The organism is Vibrio cincinnatiensis, assembly GCF_022113815.1.
Lineage (GTDB): Bacteria > Pseudomonadota > Gammaproteobacteria > Enterobacterales > Vibrionaceae > Vibrio > Vibrio cincinnatiensis_A.
In genome coordinates this window covers 123,242-139,471 of sequence record NZ_SGOM01000008.1, presented here as the reverse complement: position 1 = coordinate 139,471, position 16,230 = coordinate 123,242, and the positions used below count along the sequence as shown (strand labels likewise).

The 16,230-nt window shown below is 38.0% G+C and carries 14 protein-coding genes and 1 pseudogene; 9 read left to right on the top strand and 6 right to left on the bottom strand.

The window, feature by feature from the left end; translation table 11 throughout:
- Positions 1-132 precede the first annotated feature (132 nt).
- The 3 genes from EXA13_RS11685 to EXA13_RS11680 are packed head-to-tail and all read left to right on the top strand — an operon-like array spanning position 133 to position 3,634.
- Positions 133-1,350 carry a hypothetical protein gene (locus EXA13_RS11685; RefSeq protein ID WP_238133337.1) on the top strand — a complete coding sequence of 406 codons (1,218 nt, stop codon included), beginning with the start codon at positions 133-135 and terminating at the stop codon, positions 1,348-1,350.
- Positions 1,347-1,784: a three component ABC system middle component gene (locus tag EXA13_RS16985; protein WP_430794488.1), complete on the top strand. Its 438-nt coding sequence runs from the start codon at positions 1,347-1,349 to the stop codon at positions 1,782-1,784. The genes EXA13_RS11685 and EXA13_RS16985 overlap by 4 nt, the downstream gene beginning before the upstream one ends.
- Positions 1,781-3,634, top strand: a complete 1,854-nt coding sequence (locus EXA13_RS11680; RefSeq protein WP_238133336.1) for a DUF3732 domain-containing protein — start codon at positions 1,781-1,783, stop codon at positions 3,632-3,634. Before EXA13_RS16985 ends, EXA13_RS11680 begins: the two co-directional genes overlap by 4 nt.
- Before the next feature lie 263 nt (positions 3,635-3,897).
- On the opposite strand, the gene EXA13_RS11675 is transcribed toward EXA13_RS11680, so the two are convergent.
- From EXA13_RS11675 to EXA13_RS11660, 4 genes are all read right to left on the bottom strand, one after another.
- On the bottom strand, positions 3,898-4,743 hold the full coding sequence (locus EXA13_RS11675; protein ID WP_238133335.1) for a hypothetical protein: 846 nt from the start codon (positions 4,741-4,743) through the stop codon (positions 3,898-3,900).
- A 424-nt stretch (positions 4,744-5,167) separates the two neighbouring features.
- Positions 5,168-5,887 carry a hypothetical protein gene (locus EXA13_RS11670; RefSeq protein WP_238133334.1) on the bottom strand — a complete coding sequence of 240 codons (720 nt, stop codon included), beginning with the start codon at positions 5,885-5,887 and terminating at the stop codon, positions 5,168-5,170.
- Positions 5,877-8,801, bottom strand: a complete 2,925-nt coding sequence (locus EXA13_RS11665) for a VPA1269 family protein (RefSeq protein ID WP_238133333.1) — start codon at positions 8,799-8,801, stop codon at positions 5,877-5,879. The genes EXA13_RS11670 and EXA13_RS11665 overlap by 11 nt, the downstream gene beginning before the upstream one ends.
- A 7-nt stretch (positions 8,802-8,808) precedes the next feature.
- Positions 8,809-10,215, bottom strand: coding sequence for a site-specific integrase (locus EXA13_RS11660; RefSeq protein WP_238133332.1), 1,407 nt, complete (start codon positions 10,213-10,215; stop codon positions 8,809-8,811).
- A 540-nt stretch (positions 10,216-10,755) separates the two neighbouring features.
- Between EXA13_RS11660 and EXA13_RS11655 the strand changes: the two genes are divergently transcribed.
- The 6 genes and pseudogenes from EXA13_RS11655 (at position 10,756) to EXA13_RS11635 (ending at position 13,817) form a co-directional block, all read left to right on the top strand.
- Positions 10,756-11,091 carry a helix-turn-helix domain-containing protein gene (locus EXA13_RS11655; protein WP_238114847.1) on the top strand — a complete coding sequence of 112 codons (336 nt, stop codon included), beginning with the start codon at positions 10,756-10,758 and terminating at the stop codon, positions 11,089-11,091.
- Positions 11,084-12,490 (top strand): HipA domain-containing protein, encoded by a 1,407-nt coding sequence (locus tag EXA13_RS11650; protein WP_238133331.1) that lies wholly within the window; start codon positions 11,084-11,086, stop codon positions 12,488-12,490. The genes EXA13_RS11655 and EXA13_RS11650 overlap by 8 nt, the downstream gene beginning before the upstream one ends.
- 143 nt (positions 12,491-12,633) lie before the next feature.
- A pseudogene (locus EXA13_RS16980) lies at positions 12,634-12,749 on the top strand (IS30 family transposase); the annotation flags it as partial.
- 103 nt (positions 12,750-12,852) lie between these two features.
- On the top strand, positions 12,853-13,260 hold the full coding sequence (locus EXA13_RS11645) for a hypothetical protein (RefSeq protein ID WP_238133330.1): 408 nt from the start codon (positions 12,853-12,855) through the stop codon (positions 13,258-13,260).
- A 54-nt stretch (positions 13,261-13,314) separates the two neighbouring features.
- Positions 13,315-13,470: a hypothetical protein gene (locus EXA13_RS11640; protein ID WP_186731602.1), complete on the top strand. Its 156-nt coding sequence runs from the start codon at positions 13,315-13,317 to the stop codon at positions 13,468-13,470.
- Between the two features lie 2 nt (positions 13,471-13,472).
- The gene (locus EXA13_RS11635) at positions 13,473-13,817 is read left to right on the top strand and encodes a hypothetical protein (protein WP_016788068.1); all 345 of its coding nucleotides are present in this window, start codon (positions 13,473-13,475) and stop codon (positions 13,815-13,817) included.
- Positions 13,818-14,011: 194 nt separating this feature from the next.
- On the opposite strand, the gene EXA13_RS11630 is transcribed toward EXA13_RS11635, so the two are convergent.
- Both EXA13_RS11630 and EXA13_RS11625 read right to left on the bottom strand, forming a co-directional pair.
- A complete protein-coding gene (locus tag EXA13_RS11630) occupies positions 14,012-15,454 on the bottom strand; it encodes a DUF4041 domain-containing protein (RefSeq protein ID WP_238133329.1) in 1,443 nt (480 codons plus the stop codon).
- Between the two features lie 3 nt (positions 15,455-15,457).
- Positions 15,458-15,772, bottom strand: a complete 315-nt coding sequence (locus EXA13_RS11625) for a hypothetical protein (RefSeq protein ID WP_238133328.1) — start codon at positions 15,770-15,772, stop codon at positions 15,458-15,460.
- Positions 15,773-16,230 lie beyond the last annotated feature (458 nt).

Here is a 16,230-nt window from a genome sequence, read left to right as displayed (position 1 = left end):
ATACATAAGAATCACTTTTATCGTACCAACACAGCATCAATTGCCACTTTAATTCACATATTAAATTAGTTCCACATGCATTCTTGCTTCAGGTACAGTAGTATATTTATTTTTAATCTTGAGGGCTAATGGATGAGTTCAGTTAGTACGGTATCAGATGCTACTTCTGCTGATAAGAGCAGCATTGGCTTTGACTATCAATACTACTTTTTTCTATGGAAGGTTCTTTGCCTTCAGCCAGGTCAGAGCGTAGGCTTAGAGTACAAAGATGATGTTCATACGGAGTTAGACAATGACACTCAGGTTCTCTATCAATTAAAACATACGGTTCAAAAGTCAAACTCTACTGGTAAACCAACTAATCTCACTAGCTTAGATTTAGATCTATGGAAAACTCTCTTCAACTGGGCCAAGCTTATTCAAGATCCTAACGCTGGAAGAACTCTTCCCAATGAGCAATTAAAATTCATCCAGAAAACTATATTTGTACTGGCATCTAATAAATCTGAAACTAAAAGAAACACCGTTGCATTGTTAATTGAAAGTATAACCAATGGTGAGCTAGAGCCTTCTAATGTTAAGGATAGATTTAGAAAGCTAACTGAAAAATCGCAATCTACAGATATAAAAAAGTACTCAAAAACAATCCTCTCACTTTCAAGTGATGTGTTATATAATTTTTTAAAAAGCGTGAGCTTCGAACTAAACCAAGAATATATAATAAAAAAATGTCATGATGCAATAAAGGCAAAAATGATTGATGATAAAGATGTAGAAAGTGCTTTCAAACTCATTGACTCTTCAATTAAAGAAAGTAATTTCATTAGTATTAAAGCCAATAGTAAGATAATTATCTCCTTCGATGAATTTCATAAAAAATACAGGAAGTATTTTCAAAAATTTCAAAACTCTGAATTAAATGTTTATGAATTTGACGAAACTCTACCTAGCGACATGGGAAATCTAACCTTCATTAAGCAACTAATAGAAATAGATGATTTTGATCAAGATGATTTAGATACCATCATAGAGTTTACCTCACTAATGCTAAAAGCTCAGAAAAATATTAATAACTGGTACTCTAATGGTGAATTGACAGATATCGAATTAAATTCGCTGAAAAAAAACACGCTAAGAGATTGGAAAAATCTATGGCGAATGAAGTATAGAAACTTTGATGAATCCTCGCATAATGCTCTAGCTCTAGATCTGGTTGATAGTATGCGTTCTAAAACTATTACATATGACGTACTACCAAACGATCTAACTATCTCGAACGGTTATCTGTATTACTTATCTGAAACACCAGATATTGGATGGAGAAAAGACTGGGAAAAATATAAAAAATGAGAAGTCAAATAAATTTAGCTCACTGTATTCTTGCAATACATTCCGTGTTAACCATATCTAGAAAAATGTCAATTGACAAAGTGTTATTGATATATCCTCTTGTATATCAGAAGCCAATGCTAAGTGCATTAGCAAGTAAGAAAACCATATATAATTCATTAGAAAAACTATTAATTGAACATCCTGAGTGGTTTTCTAATTTTGATAACATTTACTACAGCACTTTATCTTTATCAATCAACGCCATCCAATATATGAACGAAATGGAACATATTGATATAAGCAATGGTGTTATAACTCTAAAAAAAGACATTCAATATAATAAAAAAATGGGTTTAGATGTAAATAAATACTTTTCTTCTTCCACTTGCATTTCAAACTTACTAAATAAACCATCCGACTACCTATATTTAAATTTAAGGATTACTCTATGAACTACTATATAAACAAAATAGTAATTTGGTTTAAAAATGGTACAAATAGAGAACTTACATTTTTGCCTAATAAAGTAAACGTAATAACTGGTCGTAGTAATACAGGTAAAACTGCTATCATTGACATTATTGATTACTGCTTCTTTGCATCAAAAAGCAAAATTTCCGAGAGTACGATAAATGAAAATGCATCGTGGTATAGCCTTGAAATAAAAATCAATGACGATTTAATAACCTTTGCAAGAAAAGCCCCTATACTATCCAAGGTTTCAGATGAGTATTACTTTACAAATGAGATAAATAAAATATCCACCCCCCCGTACACTAACTCTGATAAAAAGACAATAAAAACTTATTTTGAATCAGTCTTCGGAATAACATCTAACACAAGGGTACAATTTGGAGGTAGATTTTTTTCACCAAATTCAAAGATCTCCATTAGATATTTTCAAATGTTTAACACTATCTCAGGTAATATCATAGAAAATGACTCGGATGTATTTTTTGACAAACAATCAGAGGATAGGTACAGAGAAGCATTACCTAGGATTTTCGATCTTGCTGTTGGTATAGAGAACATCCAGAATATAATAAAGAAAGATAGAGTCGATTATCTTGAGTCAAAACTAAAAAGAATTGAAAGGAAAAATGAAAGAATTGATATCCAATCAGATATCTTTAACGAAGAGAAAATAGAATTAATAAAATTGGCAAAGAGTTATTCTCTATTACCGAACGATATGACTGGAGATGAAGCCTGGACTAAACTTTCTTCTCTATCCATAGATAGTCTAGCTGATAATAACATCGATTCAGAAAGAGAAAAATTAGAAAATTTACAATTCTCAATTTCAAATAAAATAAAAAAACTAAAGTTGTTTAACAACCAGTACAATTCATATAAAAAGTCACTCTCTTCTTTAGAAAATAGATTAAAACCTGTAGAATATCTTAGAGAAATTGATAAAGACCTTATAAAAACATCAATATTTGACGAGATAACATCTCAACTTGCCAATCAAATATTAGTAATAAAAAATGAAAGAAGAAGTAAAACACCACTTAACATTCAAGTCGGTGATAGGTTATTAGAGCTAGAAAAAGAGTTGAGATTAATTACAGAAAGTCTACAACAATTTCCAGAAAATACTAAGGATTTTGCTACTTCAAGAGAAAGATATTTTTTCTTGGGAGAAATTTCTACAAAAGCAAAGATTTTTAGTAAATCTAATAAAATTAGCAAGTCAAGGGATACTAGTGAACTAGAGGAACAAATCAATAGTATTTATATCGAAGATACTAGTATCAAAAGAGAGTTGAGCTGTCGAGCTATCGAAGAATTCATTACTGGTTACATTGAAACCGTTGGTGATTCTTTAGAAAACTATAAAGATTATCTCCCCGTATTTGACTATAAGAATAAAAGTTTAGGTCTTAGAAAACCTAGAACAACCTACATAGAAAATGTAGGCAGCAGTTCAAATCAGATGTTCTTACATTTATTTTTCACTCTGGCAATGCATGATGTAATTGAACAAAACAAATCTTCTTTTGTGGCTCCTTATATAATAATAGATCAACCAAGTAGACCTTATTATGGAGACGAGTCAGAAGAAGAGAAAAAATTATCTAGTAGTGATCAAGCAAAAATAAAAAGTGCATTTAAATTACTAAATAAATTTATAAATGACAAAAAACATAACAATAGTAATTTCCAGATGATTGTACTAGAGCACATACCACGTGAACTGATAGAAGATATGGAAAATGTAAATATAGTTGAAGTATTTAGAGATGGTAATGCTCTTGTAAGAGAAGAGAATATTAGCTCTAACTTTGATGAACAGTAAAAATGTAAAGTATTATAGTGAGGGATTGTTTGTAATTTTGGTTACACTAACCTAACTCATATCTGTTCAATTGTGAGTTATGATACCAGCAGGCAGACTGTATGTTCTAGTAGTGGCTAACCTGCGGATGTGTAAGATCGAGTAAGAGTTACTACATCGAAGTCATCTGCGGATTCTTCTAAATGTTTTAAATCGTTTTCCTATAAAAACCAAGCTCGTCTATCCAATTGATGTGAGCTAGACGAGCAAAACTGTACATATACCTAATTGTTATAACGGCGTACGAAGATATTATTGGCTGATGCGCACCAGATGATTGGTTTATCGGTGTTACCTGATACCCAGCCATTACCAGCAACTAAAACATAGGCACCAACCAAATCTTCAATATCATCAACATCAAATCGCTCCAGAAATTCATCAACGATATCGCTATACACGACCACGCTTACGTCATTCCTACGCATAGAGGAATTTAGCCAAAGTCTCCCATCGTCGGTGTATCCCGTCGAAGCAATTGGTCCCCAAAAGAATTGGACGCCATCAGTAAAATTTCCGTGAACATCAATGTCATCAAAATGAGTAATCACATCGCGGATTTGCCCCTGAACCAAAGGCTCGTTATTGGTTCTGTAGAATGTGATTGAATTATAAGAGTCCCTGAACGCTTCACTTTGTCGCAATCGATGCAATATGCGTCTCAATGTAAACTGTTGAGCGAAGTTCTGTTGAGCAACACCGACTCTTACTGTTCTTCCACCACCTTCTCGATGTCTACCATGAGGATGCTGAGGTGGAGCAACTTCCAATTCTCCGCCAACCTCTTCATCTAGCCTAACAATGATGTCATCACCCTGTTCAATCCCTTCTTCATCAAACTCGCCATTTGGTACTCGAACATATTCCGTTCTCAAATCACAATCTTCCAAATGGTGAGCACTAAAGAATGGATCTTTGCGACCTTCCACGCCTCGATTGAACCAAGCAAACTCCCTACATTCAGGACATTCTAAGTTACGTCTCTTTGCCTCTAACAGGCGAGGCTCTAACTCTATGAAGTCATCGGCATCCCAGATGCGATCATCCAAAGTACAATAAGCGTCTCTCATGTAATCACCTATTTAAAAATAAACATAGTTTATCTGTGGCCTTTCTTTAAAAAAGCAACTATAAGCATTACATACAGTTGAATACAAGGAGGTTGATCACCCTTTTCAGCAACTAGAAGGAGAGATTTTGGGTGAAAAGCGATTCCATCACCGTTGGTGATTGTGATGCGAGAAGATTATATGAAAGACATGAGGAGGCAGCTTGCCTCCTCATGTGAGGCTAACCTAATATCGGCATACATTTATTCAATGACTGCCCGTTATTAATTATGACTAAAGATGTTACAACGCTAAATTTGGCGAAATCATGGCGAATGTTAAAACTATACATAAAGGACTAGGTATACACGTCAGAAGCCAACGGCTAATCATATATAGTGTTATTGTTCTTCAAGGTGATTTTTTCAACAACGCCATTTATTTCCTATTTTTCTATCAATACCTTATATGCTGTTTCTATTGCGGATTTAAAATCAATATCACTAAGCATGTCACCTTTTCGGATTGTTGTTTTAGCGATTAAGAAACCCTCATCATCAAATTCAATTTTACTATTACCATTCAAGAAATAGCGAATGGCATCTGCATATTCTTCAATGTATTCTTCATTTAACTCTGAGGGACTGATACCTTGAGATGGTGATACAGCATCATCGATTAGCCCATTTTTACGATATATAAGTTTTTCACCTGTATCTTCAATAATAGGTAAGTCATGAATTTGCTTGAGCATATTGATTTGATTTCTTGCTGACCTCAACTCGTTGTATAAGGTTTGAACTTTGAACTTAACAACATCACTACCAATAGTTGCAAAATCAGCATCTGTCATTGAAGTAAAGTCTACAGGTGAATAATCCGCAGATGCCTTACTTACTTTTGCCTTATCTATATCATGTGACCACGCATCGAATAAGACTCTGTATGGGTTGGGTTTTCCCCGAACGGTTTTGTTATAAATTGAGCTGGCACTCATTTTTATTCCAATAGCCTCTAATGCACCAACTACATTAGGTACGGTTAAATCCACATGATTCTTTTTAAAACCATAAATAATTTTATTCAACGCTTTTAGGCGTGTTTCAACATTTGAATTTGCATCTTTAAGAAGGCTCTTTAGAACGGTATCAACATCATGCTGCATGGCATACCTCCATCAAATTCTCTAATCTCAAAGCTGCAACTAGATACTTCCCTTCCTGTGCTTTGATGTCGTTTTCAATCAACTTTGCCGTTGCTGATATAGCCTGCTCCTTTTCCTCATGACTTAAGTTCCTTAGAAATATTGGTTGCTCACCAATGGCAACAAGTGCTTTATCAACAAACGTGTCACGTTTGAACTTCAAGTTTTTATCTCTTTCGAAATAGGGCAAATAAGACTCGGACTCTACCACTGCGTTCAAATGTTCAAAGTTAGTACAATCCTCAAAACCGATACTTTCAACGAAATCTTCGCTGGTATTAGTTAGATTCCTAACCGTTTCAAATAGTAAGTTCCCATAGTAAACCTCAGAAAGAATTAAATTCACATCTCCTGAGTTCATTTCCATACTATTCTCCGCTTTCTTAATCAACTTGTTAAGGCTAGCCCATTCATCTGAACGACCATTTGCTTTGAACTCACTCTTCCTCTGTTTTATAAGCTTCCTATAATCAGCTTGCAGAAGAATATAATCATCATTGAGTTCTTTCGCTTTATAAAGAAGAGAATTCACATGCGCCCAAATATTAATTAAGAATGGTTTACCACTGATTAGATATTTGCAATTCAAGCACTTCCCTATACCATTAAACTGTGCAGCATCTTCATCACGACCTTCATGACAAAGAGTCCCTGAGTTCGGGCATATTCCCAATGCATTAGAGTTCCAGCTACGTTCTTGAACGTCTCCCCAAGACGTTAGATAGATATCAGGGACGTAAGCAATCTGTCTCGCTTTCTCGATATCCGATGTCTTCAGCTCTTCTGTAAGCGCTAACTCCATCTTGCTGCTTATTTTAGCTTGAGCTTCAGTAATTCTGTCATTTATATAGCTCTTATCATATTTGGTATAACGGTATGTAGTTCTTACGTTGGCGTGGCCAGCGATTAACTTAGAAATGATATGAATAGGCACACCAAACTCTTCGAGCCTTGTAATTCCTGTAACTCGTGTACAGTGCGGCGTTAGATAGCTGATGTAAGAGTTACCACCGCCAACATTATTTCTAAATTTTTCAAGTTTCTCTTGAGATATTACAGAGTAATCAGCTCCCTCAGCATCAAGACGGCACTGGATCTCCATCATCAATTGGTTCCACATCTTTGTAATCAACAGCTTAGTTGGTGGGAAATCTCTACTTTTTTCATCAGAATTCAAATTACATCTAAACAAATAGAAGCGTGAAGGTGTAATTTCTAAAACCGCAGCAGTTGGCTTGCCGCCTAGGATAGTTTGAGGTCTATCAAGATCTTTCATAGCAGCAGGAGATTTAACGGGATGATGTTTGTTCAAAAACTCTAACTGTCGTGCATATATAGCAAGTGCATCTGCATGATGCCAAGGAATGGTATACCCACTAACCTCACTGAAAGCTACACTCCTATCTGCTGTCTTATTCGTGTTGATGTACATGTAGGCTTGTCTAACTATGGGGGAGCCATTTTCATCAATATTTTTACTCTGTATAGCTTCCCTTACTAAGCTAATGTCACGCTTAACAAACCCTCGGTCTTGATTAACTGAATACCTCGATTTCCAATAACCTGCATGACCACTGTCGTTTGGTATCCATCGTAAACTGTCAAAGTCATAACGATAGTCGTCACCCTCACCACTATCTAACACTTGAGCCTGAATTATTCTTATCGGCAATAGAAAAACCAAAGCCAATAAATTATTCAAGGTTGGGTTAAATACACTATTACCTTCATCATCAATGAAATATTGATCTTTCAGCGTCTTTGCCCACTTATATTCCTCGTCAAGCAAGATATCAATGGCTAGTTGGTGGACTCTCATTGGTATCACCGCTTTAGGTGTTTCGTCTTTACTAGAACCAGTACTTTTCTTGAAAACCTTATCTCTCTGAATACGATCCCATTCATAATTATCAAATAGAGGCTCGAAACCATTCTCAGGATCAATGTTATATTCATTCATCGCCCAAAGCATCATATCTCGGATGTACATGGACTTCGCTCTAACACTCGCTTTAACTTCATTCTCTAGATAGTGAAGAAAACGTTGAGAACCTCTACGTCCCTGAACTAAAAGCTCAGTTAGCTCATCGACTGTATGAATACACTCAATTCCCAGCACATTCTCAACATAATCAAGCAAGTTATAAAATGCTGAATTTTGCCCCTTCTGGGTCTTTAAAATAAGCGTATCAATGTAAGATTCATTAATCTTTACAAGAAGAGAATATGTAGCTAACTGCTCTTGACGGCCTAGAGATTTGACTTTTCCACGAGCAATACTTCTACCTTGAGGTTTAATAAGATCGTCAGGAACAATCTTCTCTAAAATACCTTTCGGAACTTCAGTTTCGTTAAACTCATAGATTGTTCTTAGAAAAGCAGTTATGCCGTAAAGATCCCTCCTTGTAAGGCTATTTGATTCATCGCCTCTGTTTCCTTTGAATAAATCATAATTACTCACGACCAAATCAAAAAGGTATTGAGCATCTGCTATTTTCAATTCCTTAATACGATATCGCTTGTAAAATAACGAATAGAGCCTAGCGAAGAGCCTTCCCTTTTGTCTTGGTGCAGAGTTGTCACCATAAGATGAATTGTGCTCATCAAATTCATCCACAAACTTTTGAACATCTGGACTAGACTTAGTAGCCAAAGCCGTTAAATATGAGGCTGACCAATTGAACTTGGCAAAGTTGTAGAATTCAGAGAAGCAAACTTTCCTGCGTAGCATCTCATCATGCAGTTTTTCTGAAAAAATATCTGGTAATGATGTAGCATTTAACACCAAGAAACACTCAATCAATTTCGTGTTGCTTAACTCTTTTATGCCCGTATCTTCGATGTATTTTAAGACAGTTGATTTTGTGATTTTCAATTTAGACCTACATACCTTTTAGAGACAATAGATATACACCTGCAACATTTTTCAAAGCTTCGTCGATTGCTCGTTTATTCGCTGATTTATATATTTCTTGTGACATGATACTTCTATGGTTCATCATATCTTGAAGTACTTTTGGAGGTACGCCAGCTTCCTCCAAAATTGATGCAAACCAATGCCTCATAGAGTGCGGTGCAATCCCGTTCTTTGCACCATACTCAACATAATATCCTAATTTTTGAAGTCTCTTACATGCTTGTTTAAATGCTTTTAAATAAGAGTTAATAGACATCGGTGCACCAAGATCATTCACATCTCCAGTTTTTACAAAAAAGAATGGATGCTCATACCCATACTTGGCTTTATAGTCTCTCATACAGATTTCTCTTTCATGCATATACTGTTTGAACAACTTAACGAATAATATTTCAGCATCTTCATGAATTAATCTAATTGGTGTTGTGTAGTCTTTATCAAGAGCCAAGTCTTTCCACCCAGCATAATAAGAGTTAGAGTTGTTCTCGTTATCTCTCGGTAATAGGCCACGCTCCAAAAGATACTCTGCTCGACTTTTATTTTTATATGGAGGGATATCACAACTCGATTCTGATGGGTGATGAAGAGAGATTTCAAGCTTCCCCGAGCTAGGGTAAATATTGAAATCGTTGAACCATAAATGGAACGGCTCACTCTCTCTTAGCCCACCAAAAATCAAGAGCATTGTAATCATCTTAGCACCAATATTTTCTCTTCCATTTCGCAGTTTGAATCCTTCATTTAGAAGTGGCTCAATCAAATCCTCTGGGAACTGGGACACCTTGTTGGAGGTTGTGGTAGTACTCTTGGAAAACTTGAATATGTGATCTGTTGAAGTCGCCTGTAGCCTAGCAGCAACCTTATTAACGTCTGTAACGTGGCTCAGGAACGAGTTATTCTTAACTTGGCTAGCACGAAAGAAATACTCCTTATGTATCTTAGAAGGTGACTTAGGCAGGGTGCCATTCAATCCTATGTAGCGAGAGAAATCTAGAATGTAACCGACATTCCTTCTGACTGTTTTTGCGCTGCTTGGAGTCCAACCCAAACCAGAATCTCCAGATAATGAGCACTGAATAAAGCCCCTTATGGTGTCAGCAACATTGTTGTCATTCTTGTAGGTAGGAGCCTTCTCAACACAGAAGTCGTAGAATAAGCCAATTGCTCGGGCTACCTGACGTTGCCAAGACCCGCTGTTACTATTTGTCTCGAAGTAGTTGATTAGCTCTCTAAATACGATTGGCTTCTCTGAGCCAAGAGGTTTGATGTAAAGGACGATAAAGTGATTCGTCACTCCACTCTTGAGCTTTATTTTCTGCTTTACCGTAACATGGTGAACAGGATGAGCGTAAGATTGCTTCCTGAACTTCATTCACCTAACCTCTCTTGCTTACAATGATTAACTATCTTCCATCTTCTTGTTGTAAGTTGTAAGGGATTAACACTTAAACTTACTTGAACAATAATACAGTTTAACTTATAGTTATCAAGACTATTGTTGGAAGTTGTTGTAAGTACATTATAGGTTATATACGAGCAGTCGACTCATAATCGATTGGTCCCCAGTTCAAGTCTGGGAGGGGCCACCAAATTCTAGAAGGTTAGTAAGCGTAGTGTTTACTAACCTTTTTTTGTACCTGACGATTTTGGGTCAGGTAAGCCCCGCTCACGCACTCTTCTCTGTCTTCTTCCAATACTAATCCGAATACTACGCTGTTGCCAAATGTGTCGTTCTGGCTGATAAATACCTCCCATAGAGAACAAAAAGAGAGATTGGACTATCAAACTAACCATAAGTAACTTAAATTGCACTTATAGATAATTTCTTATACAGTCACTACAAAAGTGAGTTATAGTGAACTTATATATTAAGACGAACCCAACAGTGACAAAAGTACATTAAAAGGCACTTATGAGAAAAGGTAAGATGGTAAAGGCACAACCTATGCCTGATTTGAATACCGAGTTCAGTATGGAAACGCTGGGGAGCGCCATTCGCTCAAAGCGCACCGATAGAGGCTGGCGTATTGATGATCTCGCTTCAAAAGCCAACTTATCTCGTAGAACAGTCATGAAAGTAGAAAAAGGCGATACCAGTGTCACCTTTGCCAATGTACTCGTCCTCATGGACATCTTAGGGCTATCTTTACGCCTTATCGATTTAAACCTATTTGTTCGTCCACATAGCCAAATAACCTCCCAAGTTGAAAACAGCGTGAGAAGCAATGAAGACGGTTGGTATGAGTAAGTTACAACAGTTAGACGTGTTTATCGGTACGAATACCAAAATTGGTCGTTTGATTCTTCCTGTCGGGACAGAAACCGAGTTCTCATTCATCTATGAAGATGAATGGAAACACACTGGTTTCCCAATTTCGCCACACATCCCTTTCGATGATAAGGCTTCGCCACGTAGTATTGAGAACTACCTCAGAAATCTCCTCCCTGAAGGAGAAGCCTTTGAGGAGATGATACAAAACACGACTATCTCCAAAAGCAACACGTTCGGGCTGATTCGTAAGCTTGGTGCGGAAACATCTGGCGCATTATCTTTTCGAGTTCCAGAATCAGAACCTCAAGAAACTAGTTTTAGACCTGTACCTGATGATGAACTAATAGAACGACTAGAGAGAAATCTAGCGCCATTAGTATATTGGGACGGTAAGGTTCGCCTTTCGGTTGCTGGTGTGCAAAACAAATTAAACTTACTTAAGCGCGGTGATGAATGGGGGTTTGGTGAAGGCAAATTAAGTTCGAACTACATTCTGAAGTTTGAAAGCGGTAGAGCACCGTGTATTGCTGTTAATGAGTTCTTTTGCATGACATTAGCCAAGCTAGCAGGTTTGGACGTCGCTAATGTTGCGTTAACTCGCATTGGGAAGACTAGAACACTGATAATAGAGCGGTTCGATCGTGCCTATATCGAGGCTCGAGATGTCGTTCAACGAAGACATGTGATTGATGGCTGTCAGGCAACTGACTTACCTCCAGGTTACAAATACGAGCGTCAGAATGGAGATGAAGGCGATGGCGTATATATGCGTGATGGCGTTTCTTTCCCACGCCTACTGAGCGTCAAAACCATAGACACGGTCATCACTAACCTAAAGCTCACCCAATGGATGCTCTTTAATCTAGTAACGCTAAACTACGATGCCCATGGTAAAAATATTAGCTTCTTCGTCACCCCTAAAGGCCTGGAATTGACCCCTTTTTATGATTTAGTAAACATAGAAGCCATCGCTCAAGAGGGAGCAAAACGCAACTCACGAAGCGGTAAATTGTCTCCTGATGAGGGTCGTGCCGCCAGTATCCCTCAATATTTTGCAATGTCGATTGGAGATTGGGAAAGTGAAGACTTTCAAAATCCGCCGAAAGGTAACTTCAAACGCCCTATCACCAGCTATGATTTAGTTGAATTCGGCGCTCTGCTGGGTTATTCAGGCACCAAAATGGCTTCCATAATGGTAGAAACCGTTGGTGCTATAAAAAATGCCCTGAAGGAAGCGATTGGCCTTACCGAAGCTCAAGGAATCGATGATGGAGAGCGTGAACACATAGAACTATGTGTGTTACTCATCCAAACAGAGTGCGAATACTTGCTAGCGCAAGCCGACAGCGTGCCAGAAATGAGTGGGCTTCTTTAATGACTAATACAGGGGCTATAGCAAACAATTTATAAATTACTTTTGGACATAACCTTCTTAGAGCAATAACTTAAATTAGAAAGTTACGGATAACTTTTGGTATGGGAAAGCCACTTAATGAAGTGTTCAACTTCACTCGTACAGACCAGCGCTTGGGTTGTAAGCTATATCCATACTTGAGGCAAGGACACAAGCGGTATTGTCGCAGTAAAAAAAGAAAGCGCCAACGATTAAGAATACAATTTCGATAAATGACAGATCGGTTTGGTTGCAATTATTGATGCATATCATCTAGTTGATTATCAATCGTACTTATAATCACAAAGTAACTACTGACTTGATAAATGATACAAAGGTGATTTATGAATATCGTACATATTCGTGATAAAGCTCTGGTTACTCCGGAAATTTTTGAAGCTATGGAAGCCAAACTTAAACAACAATCCTTTGACCATATGACAAAAGCATTTGGTTTAACGAATCTCACAATTGAAGAGGTGATGAGCTGCGGTGAAGGAGAAATTTTTGAGTTGGTTGCAAACAAATACAACGAACTTGGCCGCTCAGAAGAACCTACTCCTGTCGAAACCGAAGAGTCGTTCTTGGAGCTCATGGCTCGATTCCGTGTAGTCGGCAATCGCAACATCTACGGTAATAACTGTACAGTGTTCACTCCACCATCTGGCTATCAGTATAATGAAGAGGTTTCAAATACCTACTACTACATGTATGACAACGCTTTGGAGGGTTCGAAGCTGTTAACACTGTAGAGTACCTTCGTAGAGAAATCGGCAGGCTATGCAATTAAAGGTGGACCACTGAGTATGTTCCGCTGGATTAAAGAAGTTGCTGTACCAGTAGCGATTGAAGAATGGAAGCTCGAGCAAGCCGGTGATGAAGAAGTTCTAAACCCAACTCTTGTTTACTTAATTAATCAAAACAACCAGTCGGCTCTAACAGTCGCTTACATCTTTGGCTAATCATGAGCAAAGTAACCATCGGTTTTATATGCATCACCTTTGCTGCCAGCTACTTCACCTACTCGAGTTATATCAGTAGTGAAAAACTGAAAACGGTAAACTCGGATATGGCTCTCAGTTACTTGGCGCACAATCAAAAATGGATTGAACAAACCGACCAGCTAAGAGCCATCAACCGAGGCCAGTTTACTGTTACTTCCGTAATCATTGGCAAGGTAGGAGCAGATTACATCTCCGATGGCAAAGTAGAAGACAAAGGGAACTCGATTTGCTATACCGCTCGTTATCAGTGGAATGATCAAACAAGAGAAAACCCAACTCTTCTCGATGCCAACAAATGCTACTAAAGCACCTATCAAAAACGCTATGTTCCTTCCAGTTGCTGATTATTTTAAACTGAAGAGAACATAGCGTTTTGATTAGATTAAGTAGGTCATCACGTCACTACGACCTCGCTATTGATAAATTTAACTAGAGAATAATGGGGCAAAGGTGAGCCAGCGCTGATCTGGCTGACTCGAAGACGGACAAAACTGTTAAATCATGCGGCATCACTAAGACGGAGGCTTTCGTAATAGTCTTCCGCCAGAGCGGTCATTTTGAACTCAGCATCTACTCCAGCGATCTTTTCAACCGCATCTTTAATTTCCTCTAGATCGACACTGAAGAACTCCTTGCGAAGGTTAACTGCATTAACACGTTGAGAATGGAATTCACGGTGCAAAGCTGTTTCGAGTGCAGGTGCATCATCAGTATAAATCATGGCATGTACGTCAAATGGGAATGGTACACTGGCATCACCAAGCTCTTTAACTCTGTCCATAGGCTCTAGCCTGCGCGTTAAACCTATCTTGTAAACATCTTCTCCAAAGGAACCAATGTTACTTATTACGTACACATGGCCCTTACGAGTTTGTTCCGCCATACTCTTAGCACGCTCTTCTTTGGCTTCAGCTTCGGCCAATTGCTGCTCTAGAATGGCTATTCTTTGTTCCATTTCACTACGTTCTTGTTCATTTGCTTGAGCAAGCTCTTGCTGAGCTTTATCAAGAAGGTTTCGATACATTTTTTCTTCTTTCTCAGCTTCAGCAATAGCTTTTTCAAACTCCTTTATTGCTCTCTGCTCTTCACGAATTTGCTCTTTGATGAGCTTCTGCTCGGCAATTTCTTCCTGTTTCTTCAGGGTATATTGATACTGAAGCTTACATTCTTCGAATTTTAGTTCGATGTAGTCAATATCAAAGCCACACTCCAGTGTCGCAGCCGACTTTTCTAGATTGTTTGCTAGTTTCTCGATTCGTTCTAGCGTACGACCAAATGAGCTTGGAGAAACCTTGCCAATAAGCATGTCACATTCAATATTGAACGCAGTTAGCATTAGCTTAACTTGACCATTGAGGATTTTTTTATTCAAAGACTTATCATTAGAAATAACGGTCGTTTCTGGGAAGGTGACTGCGGTCTTCGCTTTAATCATGTCTTTTTGTTGCTGCCGTATGTCTTTGATCTCTTCAGAATAGCGAGCTGATGTTTCGTAGAGATATTGTGGCATTTCAAAATGACCATGAGCAGTATATTCATCGAGTCGTGAATACAAGTCTATCCCACCCATTAGCTCGTTCAGATCCAGTTCGCCTTTTTCAATATTGGCATTAAGTTCATTTAGAGTGTTTTGGGCAGCGTCAAGAGACTGTTGCTGTTCTAGAATACTAACTTTAAGAGAGTTATCTTGTCCTTTCAAAGCTTGTAGGTCGGCAGTTTCAGCGTTAATTTTGGAAAGCGCCTGCTTTGCTATCTCAGTAGTTTGCTGTAGTGATTCATTTGCTTTCTTTAATGTCTCGTGCTCTTTTTTGGCTTTCGTTAACGCTTCATCAATTGACTTGTACTGTCCAACTTTTTTATCCGCAGAGCGTTTCGTCACTATATAGGTCAGCAAAACTGCTAACAAAGATATGCCTGCTAATATCAGTAAATTATTATCCATTGTTTACCTTAAAACCTCTTGTATGAATTGCTTTCTAAGGGCGGCTCGTTCTTCGCAGCGGTCTTGGTACTCTTCATTTGCATTTGATAGCGCATTTTTAAATGCTTGCTTTGCTGCGGATTGTTGCTGTCTTACTTGCCGCTTTAGTTCTCGCTGAGCTTCGCGCACACCTCTTTCATGCTCTCTAAGTGCTTGAGCTTCAGCACGTTGCCGAGCTTTCTCTCTACGCTGAGCTTCGCGGGCGGCTTGTTTGCTGGCCCTATCTATAGCTTTAACAACCTTTATAGCCGTCCTTAAACCACTTCCTCGTCTGGCCAATGCATTTCTCCTCTGAGCAAATTAAAATTATGCTTCCGATGCTAGCACAACAAAATTGGAAGGGTTGTTATTGAAATCAAACAGATTGCATAAAGTCTATAGCTATGAGAGTGCTAAGGTTTTAAATATCTATGTTTCTCACAGGCAGATTAGCCCCTTACTTTGGGTTAGAAAAAATATTCCAAATGATGGCATGGAGAGTAATGGCTCATGCAGTCGCTGACTCGTTTTGGGGCAAAAATGTTTCAGAGCTTAAATTCATTAACCCATTAGTTCTGACAAACCTAATGGACCTGAGATTACCGGAAGTAATCGCAGACCGGATATGGAAAGGACTAGAACGAAAAAAGACTTACGGATTTCTCCATAAGCCTTATCTGAATATGGTGGCCCTCCCAGACTTGAACTGGGAAGCAATCGATTATGAGCGAAGGCCTGCAGTAACCTCCCCGCACAAT

Coding starts and splice junctions, on each gene's coding strand:
- EXA13_RS11685 (WP_238133337.1), top strand. CDS start 133: ATGAGTTCAGTTAGTACGGTATCAGATGCTACTTCTGCTGATAAGAGC.
- EXA13_RS16985 (WP_430794488.1), top strand. CDS start 1,347: ATGAGAAGTCAAATAAATTTAGCTCACTGTATTCTTGCAATACATTCC.
- EXA13_RS11680 (WP_238133336.1), top strand. CDS start 1,781: ATGAACTACTATATAAACAAAATAGTAATTTGGTTTAAAAATGGTACA.
- EXA13_RS11675 (WP_238133335.1), bottom strand. CDS start 4,743: ATGAGAGACGCTTATTGTACTTTGGATGATCGCATCTGGGATGCCGAT.
- EXA13_RS11670 (WP_238133334.1), bottom strand. CDS start 5,887: ATGCAGCATGATGTTGATACCGTTCTAAAGAGCCTTCTTAAAGATGCA.
- EXA13_RS11660 (WP_238133332.1), bottom strand. CDS start 10,215: ATGAAGTTCAGGAAGCAATCTTACGCTCATCCTGTTCACCATGTTACG.
- EXA13_RS11655 (WP_238114847.1), top strand. CDS start 10,756: ATGAGAAAAGGTAAGATGGTAAAGGCACAACCTATGCCTGATTTGAAT.
- EXA13_RS11650 (WP_238133331.1), top strand. CDS start 11,084: ATGAGTAAGTTACAACAGTTAGACGTGTTTATCGGTACGAATACCAAA.
- EXA13_RS11645 (WP_238133330.1), top strand. CDS start 12,853: ATGAATATCGTACATATTCGTGATAAAGCTCTGGTTACTCCGGAAATT.
- EXA13_RS11640 (WP_186731602.1), top strand. CDS start 13,315: ATGTTCCGCTGGATTAAAGAAGTTGCTGTACCAGTAGCGATTGAAGAA.
- EXA13_RS11635 (WP_016788068.1), top strand. CDS start 13,473: ATGAGCAAAGTAACCATCGGTTTTATATGCATCACCTTTGCTGCCAGC.
- EXA13_RS11630 (WP_238133329.1), bottom strand. CDS start 15,454: ATGGATAATAATTTACTGATATTAGCAGGCATATCTTTGTTAGCAGTT.